Origin of the sequence: Hydrogenophaga sp. H7 (genome assembly GCF_002025745.1) — a bacterium.
Lineage (GTDB): Bacteria > Pseudomonadota > Gammaproteobacteria > Burkholderiales > Burkholderiaceae_C > Hydrogenophaga > Hydrogenophaga pseudoflava.
The window spans coordinates 314,380-325,900 of the sequence record NZ_MCIC01000012.1; the positions used below are offsets into that span (position 1 = coordinate 314,380).

Annotated in this window: 12 protein-coding genes; 9 read left to right on the forward strand and 3 right to left on the reverse strand. The window is 67.8% G+C overall.

The genetic code is table 11. The annotated features are described in order from the left end of the window. The first annotated feature begins 13 nt into the window (after positions 1-13). From BC358_RS08000 to rpsU, 3 genes are all read left to right on the forward strand, one after another. Positions 14-1,081: a sterol desaturase family protein gene (locus tag BC358_RS08000; RefSeq protein ID WP_373270136.1), complete on the forward strand. Its 1,068-nt coding sequence runs from the start codon at positions 14-16 to the stop codon at positions 1,079-1,081. A 4-nt stretch (positions 1,082-1,085) separates the two neighbouring features. Continuing rightward, positions 1,086-2,288, forward strand: a complete 1,203-nt coding sequence (locus BC358_RS08005) for an NAD(P)/FAD-dependent oxidoreductase (protein WP_079365406.1) — start codon at positions 1,086-1,088, stop codon at positions 2,286-2,288. A gap of 147 nt (positions 2,289-2,435) precedes the next feature. After that, positions 2,436-2,648 carry a 30S ribosomal protein S21 gene (gene rpsU / locus BC358_RS08010; RefSeq protein ID WP_056273869.1) on the forward strand — a complete coding sequence of 71 codons (213 nt, stop codon included), beginning with the start codon at positions 2,436-2,438 and terminating at the stop codon, positions 2,646-2,648. A gap of 54 nt (positions 2,649-2,702) precedes the next feature. On the opposite strand, the gene BC358_RS08015 is transcribed toward rpsU, so the two are convergent. Then, positions 2,703-3,635 (reverse strand): LysR family transcriptional regulator, encoded by a 933-nt coding sequence (locus tag BC358_RS08015; RefSeq protein WP_079365407.1) that lies wholly within the window; start codon positions 3,633-3,635, stop codon positions 2,703-2,705. Positions 3,636-3,705: 70 nt separating this feature from the next. On the opposite strand from BC358_RS08015, the gene lysA reads away from it, so the two are divergent. From lysA to BC358_RS08030, 3 genes are all read left to right on the forward strand, one after another. Continuing rightward, complete coding sequence (gene lysA / locus BC358_RS08020; protein WP_079365408.1) at positions 3,706-4,956, forward strand: diaminopimelate decarboxylase; 1,251 nt, start codon at positions 3,706-3,708, stop codon at positions 4,954-4,956. Positions 4,957-4,996: 40 nt separating this feature from the next. Continuing rightward, a complete protein-coding gene (locus BC358_RS08025) occupies positions 4,997-5,443 on the forward strand; it encodes a GatB/YqeY domain-containing protein (RefSeq protein WP_066157959.1) in 447 nt (148 codons plus the stop codon). A 96-nt stretch (positions 5,444-5,539) separates the two neighbouring features. Next, the gene (locus BC358_RS08030; RefSeq protein WP_079365409.1) at positions 5,540-6,739 is read left to right on the forward strand and encodes an ABC transporter substrate-binding protein; all 1,200 of its coding nucleotides are present in this window, start codon (positions 5,540-5,542) and stop codon (positions 6,737-6,739) included. Positions 6,740-6,749: 10 nt separating this feature from the next. Here BC358_RS08030 and BC358_RS08035 read toward each other — a convergent pair whose 3' ends face one another. Continuing rightward, entirely contained in the window at positions 6,750-7,688 is a 939-nt protein-coding gene (locus BC358_RS08035) for a DMT family transporter (protein ID WP_256861446.1), read from the reverse strand. A gap of 71 nt (positions 7,689-7,759) precedes the next feature. Continuing rightward, positions 7,760-9,184, reverse strand: coding sequence for a metalloprotease PmbA (gene pmbA, locus BC358_RS08040; RefSeq protein ID WP_079365411.1), 1,425 nt, complete (start codon positions 9,182-9,184; stop codon positions 7,760-7,762). 42 nt (positions 9,185-9,226) lie between these two features. Here pmbA and yjgA point away from each other — a divergent pair, with 42 nt between their 5' ends. The 3 genes from yjgA to BC358_RS08055 are packed head-to-tail and all read left to right on the forward strand — an operon-like array spanning position 9,227 to position 11,519. Next, positions 9,227-9,889 carry a ribosome biogenesis factor YjgA gene (yjgA, locus tag BC358_RS08045; RefSeq protein ID WP_079365412.1) on the forward strand — a complete coding sequence of 221 codons (663 nt, stop codon included), beginning with the start codon at positions 9,227-9,229 and terminating at the stop codon, positions 9,887-9,889. Then, the gene (gene mog / locus BC358_RS08050) at positions 9,882-10,475 is read left to right on the forward strand and encodes a molybdopterin adenylyltransferase (protein ID WP_079365413.1); all 594 of its coding nucleotides are present in this window, start codon (positions 9,882-9,884) and stop codon (positions 10,473-10,475) included. The genes yjgA and mog overlap by 8 nt, the downstream gene beginning before the upstream one ends. Before the next feature lie 54 nt (positions 10,476-10,529). Then, positions 10,530-11,519 (forward strand): hypothetical protein, encoded by a 990-nt coding sequence (locus BC358_RS08055; protein WP_079365414.1) that lies wholly within the window; start codon positions 10,530-10,532, stop codon positions 11,517-11,519. Positions 11,520-11,521: the final 2 nt, after the last annotated feature.

Below are 11,521 nucleotides of genomic sequence, written 5' to 3' on the forward strand. Positions count from 1 at the left end.
CACGGGCCGCGGCATGGTCACCGGCGTCATCGCCTTGACCCTGGCCTGCCTGTGCTTCCTCGGCGTGATGGCCTTCCACTTCCCCGAGTACCTGACCACACCCGAGCTGCGCAAGAGCTACGACGTGGCGCTGATGCGCCAGCTGCTGTTCTGGTCGCTGGTGGTCGCGGGCGCTCTGAGCCTGGTGAACCTGGTGTTCCGTCGCGCGCCCTGGCTGGCCGCCTCGGCATTTGCCCTGGTGCTGGTGTCGGCCCTGCTGGGCGGCCACCAGGTGGAGGTGGACCCCAACTTCCCCGACCACACGCCCTACATCGGCCTGGACTGGTTCATCCTCGACCTGCTGGGCTCGGCGCTGATCTTCATCTTCATCGAGAAGCTGTTCGGCCTGCGCAAGGACCAGCCGGTGTTCCGCCCCGAGTGGCAGACCGACTTCCAGCACTTCATCGTCAACCACATGCTGATCGGCTTCATGCTGCTGGCCACCAACCTGCTGGTGCACAAGCTGTTCGGCTGGGCCGCCAGCGACGGCATCCGCGGCTGGGTCGCGACGCTGCCGTTCTGGGTCGCGTTGCCACTGATCATCCTGGTGGCCGACCTGGTGCAGTACTGGACGCACCGCGCCTACCACGAGGTGCCTCTGCTCTGGCGCCTGCACGCGGTGCACCACAGCGCCAAGCACATGGACTGGATGGCCGGCTCGCGCCAGCACGTGATCGAGATCCTGATCACCCGCACCCTGGTGCTGGCGCCCATCTTCACCCTGGGTTTCTCCAAGGACGTGATCGACGCCTACATCATCGTGGTCGGCTTCCAGGCCGTGTTCAACCACGCCAACGTCAGCGTGCGCCTGGGGCCGCTGCGCCACCTGATCGTGACGCCCAACTTCCACCACTGGCACCACAGCCAGGACCAGGAGGCGCTGGACCGCAACTACGCCGCGCACTACGCCTTCCTCGACCACCTGTTCGGCACGGCCGTCAAGAGCGACCGCGAATGGCCGGCCCAGTACGGCGTCCTGGGCGACTACGTGCCCGACGGGTTCTGGAAGCAGGTGAAGTTCCCCTTTGTCTGGAAAGGCTGACCCGGTGCAGTCTTTCGATGTGGTGATCGTCGGCGCGGGTGCGGCTGGCCTGTTCTGCGCGGGCCTCGCGGGCCAGCGCGGCCTGAAGGTGCTGCTGCTGGACCACAGCGAGAAGGTGGCCGAGAAGGTGCGCATCTCGGGCGGCGGCCGGGCCAACTTCACCAACCGCGACATCGACGTGCGCCAGCCGCACAAGCACTTTGTCGGCGAGAACCCGAACTTCTGCCGCTCGGCGCTCTCGCGCTACACCCCGACCGACTTCATCGCCCTGGTGCAGAAGCACGGCATCGCCTTCCACGAAAAGCACAAGGGACAGCTCTTCTGCGACCGCTCGGCCGGCGACCTGATCGACATGCTGCTGGCCGAATGCGCAACCGGCGGCGTGGCGCGCTGGCAGCCCTGCGGCGTGAAGGACCTGCGCACCACGGCCGGCGGCGGCTACGAACTCGATACCGACCGCGGGCCGGTGCAGGCGCGCAAGGTGGTGATCGCCACCGGCGGCCTGTCGATCCCGGCCATAGGGGCCACCGACTTCGGCTTCCGGGTGGCACAGCAGTTCGGCCTGCGCACCGTCGAACCGAGACCTGGCCTGGTGCCGCTGACCTTTGACGGTGCCGGCTGGGCGCCCTACGCGGGTCTGGCAGGCCTCGCATTGCCCGTTCTCATCGAAACCGGCGACAAAAAGCACCGCACCGTCTTCGCCGAAGACCTGCTGTTCACCCACCGCGGCCTCTCCGGCCCGGCGGTGCTGCAGATCTCCAGCTACTGGCGGCCCGGCACGCCGATCCGCATCAACCTGGCACCCGAGGTGGACCTGCCCGCGGCGCTGGCCGAGGCCAAGCAGCGCTCGCGCAAGCTGCTGGTCAACGAACTCGCGCAGTGGGTGCCGTCCCGCCTGGCCGAGGCCTGGGTGGCGCAGGACGCCGACTGGCAGCGCCCGGTGGCCGAATGCAGCGACAAGGCGCTGGCCCGGCTGGCCGAGCGCCTGGCGCGCTGGGAACTGGTGCCCACCGGCACCGAGGGCTACAAGAAGGCCGAAGTGACGCTGGGCGGCGTGGACACCCGCGACCTGTCGCAGCAGACCATGGAGTCGAAGCAGCCGGGCCTGTACTTCATCGGCGAGGTGGTAGACGTGACCGGCTGGCTGGGCGGTTACAACTTCCAGTGGGCCTGGGCCAGCGCACACGCCTGCGCTTCCAGCTTGTGAAGAGCATCCAAAACGCTATAATCCAAGGCTTTGCTGGCAAAACCCCGTCGGCCAATACTAGTTTTCAGACGGGGAAAACCGCTGGTACGAAGGCCGGGCCCGATCTTCCCGTCCATCCTCTGCCCGCACATTTGGAACCATTAGCTAATGACCACCATCCGCGTTAAAGACAACGAGCCGTTTGACGTCGCCCTGCGCCGCTTCAAGCGCACCATCGAAAAACTGGGTCTGCTGACCGACCTGCGCGCCCGCGAGTTCTACGAAAAGCCGACCGCCGAGCGCAAGCGCAAGAAGGCCGCCGCCGTCAAGCGCCATTACAAGCGCGTGCGCAGCATGCAGCTGCCCAAGAAGCTGTACTGATCCACACGTCAGTCGCTTCGACAAGAACCCGCCCGGGACGCCGCGCGGGTTTTTTTACGTCTGTGCGGCGAACGCCAAGCGGGTTTTCAGGGCGCCGGCCGCCTCGGCCAGAGCGGCCTCGAAGTCTGGCCGCAGCGGGTGCTCGGTGCGCCAGCTCGGCCGGATCAGCGCCACATGGAACGGGATGCTCACAGCCAGCGGCCGCACCACCAGACCACCCTCGACCCCATTCCCAGCGAGCTCCAGCGCCGTCAGCGGGTTGACGATGCCCAGCCCCAGACCCTGTCGCACCAAGGCGCAGACCGACACCGCGCTGGGGGTTTCCAGCTTCAGCACGCGCGCCACGCCCGCCGCGGCGAACAGCGCATCCACCTGCTGCCGGTAGGGGTCGGCCGGCGCGAAGCTGATGAAGGACTGGCCCGCGAAATCGCCCGGGGTCAGCACCGCTTTCTGCGCAAGCGCATGCCCCGCCGGCAGCACCGCCACCTCGTCGGCCACCAGCAGCGTGTCCAGCGTGCAGGCGGCCGGTGCCTCGTGCCGCTCGCTCAGGCCCAGATCGAAACGCTGCTCGGACAGCGCGGCCTCCAGTTGCGGCGACTCGATGGGCGTCAGGGCCACCGCCGCCTCGGGCTGTTTCAGGGCGAAGCGGCGCACCGCATCGGGCAGCAGGGCATGCGAGAGCGCGGGCAGGCAGGCCAGCTGAAGTCGCCCGTGGGCGTAGCCCTTGAGCGCCACGGCCGTGGCGGCGATGCGCTCCAGCCCCACGTAGGACTGCTCCACCTCGTCCATCAGCGCCAGCGCCCGCACGGTGGGTTTCAGGCGCCCCCTCACCCGCTCGAACAGCGCGAAGCCCAGCACCTGCTCCAGCCGCGCCAGTTCGCGGCTGACCGTGGGCTGCGAGGTGTGCAGCAGCTCGGCCGCGCGCGTGACGTGGCCCGTGCCCATGACGGCTCGGAAGAAGTCGATCTGGCGGTGGCTGAGTTTCATATCAATTTTAAATTGATATCGAATTATCTGGCATTGATCAATATGACCATAACCGGGATCATCGACGCCCATGAACCCCTTTTCCGATGCCCTCCTCCTGTCCCTCGCCCGCGAGCACGGTACCCCGCTCTGGGTCTACGACGCCGCCACCATCCGCACCCGCATCGCCGAACTGCGCGCCTTCGACACCATCCGCTTCGCGCAGAAGGCCAACTCCAACATCCATCTGCTGCGCCTGATGCGCGAGCAGGGCGTGGTGGTCGATGCGGTCTCGCGCGGCGAGATCCTGCGCGCCCTGGCCGCCGGCTACACCGCCGACTTGGACGCGCAGGGCGCCTCGGGCATCGTCTTCACCGCCGACCTGTTCGACCACGCCACCCTGGCCACCGTGGTCGAGCACTGTGTGCCGGTCAACGCCGGCTCCATCGACATGCTGCACCAGCTGGGCGCGGTCTCGCCCGGCCATGCCGTGTGGCTGCGCATCAACCCCGGCTTCGGCCACGGCCACAGCAACAAGACCAACACCGGCGGCGAACACAGCAAGCACGGCATCTGGCACGCCGAGCTGGACGATGCGCTGGCGGCCGTGAAGCAGCACGGCCTGACGCTGGTGGGTCTGCACATGCACATCGGCTCCGGCGTGGACTACGCCCACCTGCAGGAGGTCTGCCACGCCATGGTGCAGCTGGTGAAGCGCGCCACGGACGTTGGTGGAATCGACCTGCAAGCCATCTCGGCGGGCGGCGGCCTGTCCATCCCCTACCGCGAAGGCGAGCCGCGCATCGACACCGCGCACTACTTCAGCCTCTGGGACCATGCGCGCCGCGCCATCGCCGCCCACCTGGGCCACGCGGTGCACCTGGAACTGGAGCCCGGCCGCTTCCTGGTGGCCGAGGCTGGCGTGCTGGTGACCGAGGTGCGAGCCACCAAGCCCATGGGGTCGAACCGCTTCACCCTGGTGGATGCCGGCTTCTCCGACCTGATGCGTCCCTCCATGTACGGCGCCTTCCACGGCATGGGCCTGATCCCCGCCGACGACACGCCGCGACCGACGGTCGAGACCGTGGTCGCCGGTCCGCTGTGCGAATCGGGCGACGTGTTCACCCAGGCCGAGGGCGGTGTGGTGCTGACGCGCGCGCTGCCGCAAGCGAAGGTCGGCGACCAGCTGGTGCTGCACGACGCGGGCGCCTACGGCGCCTCCATGTCCAGCAACTACAACAGCCGTCCGCTCGCGGCCGAGGTGCTGGTGGACGGCGACAGCCACCGCCTGATCCGCCGCCGCCAGACGGTCGACGAGCTGCTGGCGCTGGAACAGGTTTGAGAGAATCACGGGTTTTCCAGAACATCCACGGGAACACACCATGAGCCTCAAAGAGAAGATCACCGACGACATGAAGGCCGCGATGCGCGCCAAGGACAGCGAGCGCCTGGGTACCATCCGCCTGCTGACCGCGGCCATGAAGCAGAAGGAAGTGGACGAGCGCATCGAGCTGGACGACGCCGCCGTCATCGCTGTCATCGACAAGATGGTCAAGCAGCGCAAGGACTCGATCACCGCCTTCGAACAGGGCGGCCGCGCCGACCTGGCGGCCAAGGAAGCGGCCGAGCTGGTGGTGCTGGAGGCCTACCTGCCGGCCCGCCTGTCGGCCGACGAAATCGCCGCCGAGGTCCAGGCCATCGTGAGCGCGCTGGGCGCGAAGGGCCCGGGCGACATGGGCAAGGTCATGGGTGCCGTCAAGGCCAAGCTGGCCGGCAAGGCCGACATGGGCCAGGTGTCCGCCGCCGTCAAGGCCGCGCTGGCAAGCTGACAGGACGCTGAACACCCGGCGGCCTTTCAGGGTAAACCGGGTCAGGCTGGCGACAGCTGCGTTCCTACACTCGCGGCACTTTTCCGGAGGTGCCCCATGCGAGTTCTGTTCTCCCGTCTGACCCTGGCCCTCGGCCTGTGCGCCGCCGGCTTGGCGCTGGCCCAGGCGCCAACCGCCCAGCCGGTGCGCATTGGCGTCATCGGCCCGTTCAGCGGCCCCTCGTCCGACTTCGGCAACCCCATGCTGCACGGCGTGCAGCTGGCGGTCGAAGAGATCAACGCCGTCGGCGGCTACCTGGGTCGCCCACTGGAGTTGGTGGTCAAGGACGACCAGGGCAACCCGGACGTGGGCCTGAAGGGCTCGCAGGAACTGGCCAAGGAAGGCGTGATCGCCGCCATCGGCTTCTGCAACACCGGCGTGGCCGCCAAGTCGCTGGACGTGTTCCAGAACGGTCAGCTGCCGCTGATCATCCCCTGCGCCACCGGCACGCCGCTGACAGCCAAGTTCCCGGCGCCGCAGAGCTACATCTTCCGCACTTCCGCGCGCGACGCGATCCAGGCGCCCTTTGTGGTCGGCGATCTGGTCAAACGCGGCTGGACCAAGGTCGCGATTTTTGCCGACACCACCGGCTACGGCGAAGCCGGCATGAAGGACGTGGAGGCGGCGCTGGCGGCCAAGCAGCTCAAGCCGGTGCATGTGGCGCGCTTCCCGCTGGGCGTGAAGGACCTGGGCAAGGAGCTGGCCGCCGCGCGCGACGCCGGCGCCAATGTGGTGTTCAGCTACACCGTCGGACCGGAGAACGCGACCATCGCCAACGGCATGCGCGACCTCAAGTGGGACGCGCCGCAGGTCGGTGCATGGCCGCTGTCCTTCCCGTTCTTCATCGACGGCGCCAAGGCCGCAGCCGACGGTGCGCTGATGGCCCAGACCTTCATCGCCGAGCCGAGCAACGAGCGCCGGGCCGCTTTCCTCACCGCCTACCAGCGCAAGTACAAGCACAAGATCGCCGTGCCCATGGCGGCGGCGCAGTCCTACGACAGCACCTACCTGCTGACCTATGCGCTGTTCTCGATCCGCGACGGCAAGTTCACCGGCCCGGCCGTCAAGTCCGCGCTGGAAAACATCCCGCGCGTGTACTACGGCGTGGTCTCGACCTACGAGAAGCCCTTCAGCACCGACGACAAGGACGCGGTCACGCCCAACATGCTGGTCATGGGCAAGGTGAAGAACGGCGCCGTGACCTTCGCCTACCCGGAAGACGCGCGCCGCAACCTGGTGGTGCAGCGCAAGAAGTGACCTCGGACCGCTAGGAACGGGCGAGGATGAGCGCCGTGCCCGCCACCGCCAGCGCCGCCCCGAGCCAGGCCCCCGCGGCCGGCCGCCGCCGGTAGACCGCCCAGAGCAGGGGCAGCAGCAGCACCGGCGTGACCGACGAGAAGACCGCGACCAGGCCGGCCTGGCCGTGGCGCATGGCATAGAGGATCAGGGTCATGCCCAGCGCCATCGCCACGGCGGCACTCAGGAAGGTCAGCAGTGCATCGCGCACACGCAGTGGCTGTTTGACCCGAGCGCCCGGCCAGCCCGAGGCCAGCAGCAGGCCGTGCGCCGCCAGCGCCAGGCTCATGCGCACCGCCGAGGCGCTGACCGCGTCGATGCCGGTGGCCATCAGCGGCTTGAGCATCAGCGTCGCGACCGACTGGCACAGGGCCGCGACCAGGCCCAGCCCCACGCCGATCAGCAAGCGGCCGCGCGTCTGTTCCCAGCCGTGCGACTCATCCTCTCGCTTGCCCCAGAGCACGGCCATCATCACGCCGCCCACCAGCAGCGCACTGCCCACCAGTGCCCAGCCCTGGATCAGCTCGCCGAGGAACAACCAGGCCAGCAGCGCCGAGAACATCGCGTGGGTGGCGAACAGCACGCCCGAGCGGCGCGGGCCGAGGCGGTTCATGCAGGCGAACAGCGCGGTGTCGCCGATGAAGATGCCGACCACGCCCGAGAGGCCCAGCAGGCCGACCGCAGCGGCGTCCAGATCGCGCCAGCCGCCACCGGCCAAGGCCAGCGCCCAGAGGATCGCGCTGGCGAACAGCATGCGCCAGCGGCTGAAGGCAAACGCCCCCAGGCGCTGCGCCGGCGGCGCGGAGAAGAGACTGGACACCGCCCAGCTGGCGGCGGCCACGACCGCGAGCGCCTCGGGCCTCAAGCGATGCAGCGCAGGGCCGCCCCAAGCTGTATCAGCCCCAGGCACCGGCAGCCGCCGGGGCCCTTCCCTGCACCGGGGGAGCGACCCGCGCAGCGGCGGAGCGTGGGGGCCATGGCCTAGCTCCCGGCGACCTTCATGCGGTTGATCAGGATCGAGCCGACCGTCTTGGAACCGTAGTTGTAGGCGTCGGCGCCCACCGCCTCGATGCCCTTGAGCATGTCCTTGAGGTTGCCGGCGATGGTGATTTCCTGCACCGGGAACGCAATCTCGCCGTTCTCGACCCAGTAGCCCGACGCGCCGCGCGAGTAATCGCCGGTCACGTAGTTCACACCCTGGCCCATCAGCTCGGTGACGAACAGGCCGCGACCCAGCTTCTTCAGCATGGCGTCCAGGGTGTCGCTCGACTGCGTCAGGCGGCTGGACAGCGTGAGGTTGTGCGATCCGCCCGCGTTGCCAGTGGTGCGCATGCCCAGCTTGCGCGCCGAGTAGGTGGAGAGGAAGTAGCCCTGCACCTTGCCGGCCGACAGCACCTTGCGGCGCACCGTCTTCACGCCTTCGTCGTCGAACGGCGCACTGCCCTTGCCGCCCACGATGTGCGGGTCCTCGACGATGTCCAGGTGCGGCGCCATCACCTTCTTGCCCAGGCTGTCGGCCAGGAAGGTGGTCTTGCGGTAGAGCGCACCGCCGCTGGTGGCCTGCACGTAGGCGCCCAGCAGTCCGGCGGCCAGCGGCGACTCGAACAGCACCGGGCATTCGATGGTCGGGATCTTGCGGGCGTTCAGGCGCGAGAGCGCACGCTCGGCGGCGTAGCGGCCCACGGCTTCGGGCGTGGCCAGGTCCTGCGGCGCGCGCACCGAGCTGTACCAGTAGTCGCGCTGCATGTGGGCGCCCCGGCCGGCGATCGGCGCCACCGACAGGCTGTGGCGCGAGCTGGCGTAGCCGCCGCTGAAGATGCCGGGCTTGCCGCGCTCGCCGCCGCGCATGTGGGCGGTGAAGAAGTGCGACTGCTGGGCCGAGACGCTCGCGCCCTCGCTGTTGCTGATCTTCTTGCTGGTGGCGAACGCCGCCTGTTCGCAGGCCAGCGCGAGGCGCACCGCCTCATCGGACGTGATGGCCCAGGGGTGGAACAGGTCCAGGTCGGGGTAGCGGTCGGCGATGTCCTCGGGGTCGGGCAGGCCGGCCACCGGGTCCTCGGCGGTGAAGCGCGCAATGTCGTAGGCGGCCTGCACCGTCTGGCGCACCGCCCCGGGCGAGAAGTCGGAGGTCGAGGCGTTGCCGCGGCGGCGGCCCAGATAGACCGTCACGCCCAGCGACTTGTCGCGGTTGCGTTCGACATTCTCCAGCTCGCCCTTGCGCACGCTGACGTTCAGGCCAGCGCCTTCCGAGACCTCGGCGGCCGCGTCCGCCGCCCCGAGACGCTTCGCTTCGGCCAGCGCAAGGTCCACCACCTCCTCGAAGCGGCTGCGCGAATACTGGAACCCGGCCAACGGTGCGGAGGGATCGGACGGGGTGGAAACGGGAGCGGTGGGGGTGTTTTTCATGTCGGCGGCTATGATACTTGCCGCCCTCTTTCCCCCTTCCCCATGTCCCGCAAACCCACAAAAGGCTACTTCGTCCGCGGCCATTTCGTCGCCATCGGCAGCGAACTGGACCTCGAACTCAAACGCGAACTCAAGGGTTCGGTCGACATGAGCAAGACCGACCTCAAGAAACACAGCGACCACCTGCAGTCGCTGGGCGAGAGCCTGCTGACGCTGCGCAGCGACCTCATGACCCGGCTGCGCGAGCAGCACGAGGGCATCGACGACAAGCTGATCGACGCGCTGGTCGAGGCCAAGCGCATCACCAACTTCGAGGGCAAGCGCCGCCAGATGCAGTTCATCGGCAAGCTCATGCGCAAGCTGGACGAGGGCACGGTCGCCGCCATCGAAGCGGCGCTCGAAGAACAGCGTAAACCCTCGGCCCGCGAAACCCTGGCCCTGCACCAGGCCGAGCAGTGGCGCGACCGCCTGATCGCCGACGACGGCGCGCTCACCGACTGGATGCAGGCCGCGCCCGAGACCGACGTGCAGCCGCTGCGCGCCCTGATCCGCCAGGCCCGCAAGGACGCCCAGGGCGTGGCCGAGCGTCCCGGCGAGGCGCAACGTCACGGCAAGGCCTACCGCGAGATCTTCCAGCTGGTGCGCGCCGCGCTGAGCCGCGACGACACCGACGAACCCACCTCTGCAGAAGACGACCATGAGTGAATCCTTCGACCCGGTGCGTATCGGCATCGTCTCCATCAGCGACCGCGCCAGCACCGGCGTCTACGAAGACAAGGGGCTGCCGGCCCTGCGCGAGTGGCTGGGCAAGGCGCTGAAGAACCCGATCACCTTCGAAGAACGCCTGATCCCCGACGAGCAGGCGACCATCAGCCAGACCCTGATCGAACTGGTCGACGCCGGCTGCGCCCTGGTGCTGACCACCGGCGGCACCGGCCCCGCCAAACGCGACGTGACGCCCGAGGCCACCCTGGCCGTGGCGCACAAGGAAATGCCCGGTTTCGGCGAACAGATGCGCCAGATCAGCCTGGCCTTCGTGCCCACGGCGATCCTCTCGCGCCAGGTCGCCGTGATCCGCGACAGCAGCCTGATCATCAACCTGCCGGGCCAGCCCAAGGCCATCGCCGAGACGCTGGAAGGCGCGAAAAACGCCGACGGCAGCGTGCGTGTCAACGGCATCTTTGCCGCCGTGCCCTATTGCATCGACCTGATCGGCGGGCCTTACCTCGAAACCAACGATGACGTGATCAAGGGTTGGCGTCCGAAAACCGCCGTTCGCCCGGCGCGCTGACATCCATCGCGGGGCCCGTCACGCCCCGCAGACAACAACGCTTCGGGGGGAAGCATGCCGGTTTATCGCTGCAACAAATGCGGCCACGTGAGCGAATCGGGTGTCGCCGGGACGCAGGTGGCCTGCGCCGTCTGCCAGGCGCCGTGTTCGGTGTTCGACACGGTGTTCTATGTGCAGAAGCTGATCGAACGCTACGCCGCCGCCATGCGGGAGATCCGGGCCCTGCAGGCAGATGAGCGGCAGGCCGCCGACGGTGACCCGAATGCGGGCCAGCCCGCTCAGCAGGAAGAACCTGACGGGGACACCGACACGGAAAACTTTGCAACGGCCGCCCAGCACGCGCCCATCGAGCGCTGGCTCAAGGCCAAACAGATTGAAGCCCGCTTCGATCACAGCAATGTGGACACCAGCGGGTATTTCGATGAAGCCGCCCAGAAACTGGGGAAAAACCATGCGCTGTTTGGCGAGCTGATCCAGCGCGTCACCTGGTCCTACCGCAAGAGCCACACCGGGCTGAACATCGATCTGACCGGCGTCGCGCAGAAAGACGTGCTGGCACTCACGACGCTCTGCCGCCAGTTCTACAGCCACACCCTGTTTGCCCGATACCAGTATCAGAAGCAGGAAAAGGTCATCCGGCTTTCGCTCCAGCCCGCGCCCAAGGTCAGGCAGTTCTTTGAAGGCGCCTGGCTCGAGTGGTTCGCGCTGCTGGAGCTGGTGGACCACCTCAAAGCGAGAAAGCTGGGTTTTTCCTGCGCCCGTGGTGTGGAGGTCCTTTTCCCCAACGAGGACATGCACGAACTGGATGTCGTGGTGCTGCCCTCCGGTCAGAATCCCATCTGCATCGAGTGCAAGACAGGTGAGTTCCGGCGCGAGATCGACAAGTACCAGCGCCTTCGCAAGCGTCTGGGAGTGGAACGGAGCCGCTTCATCATCTGCGCCACCGACATCACGGAAGAACAGGCTGTCAGCCTCACGGCCATGTACGACCTCACCTTTGTGAACCCGGCCTCTCTTGCGCGCCATCTGAACAGCCTTGTCTGAAA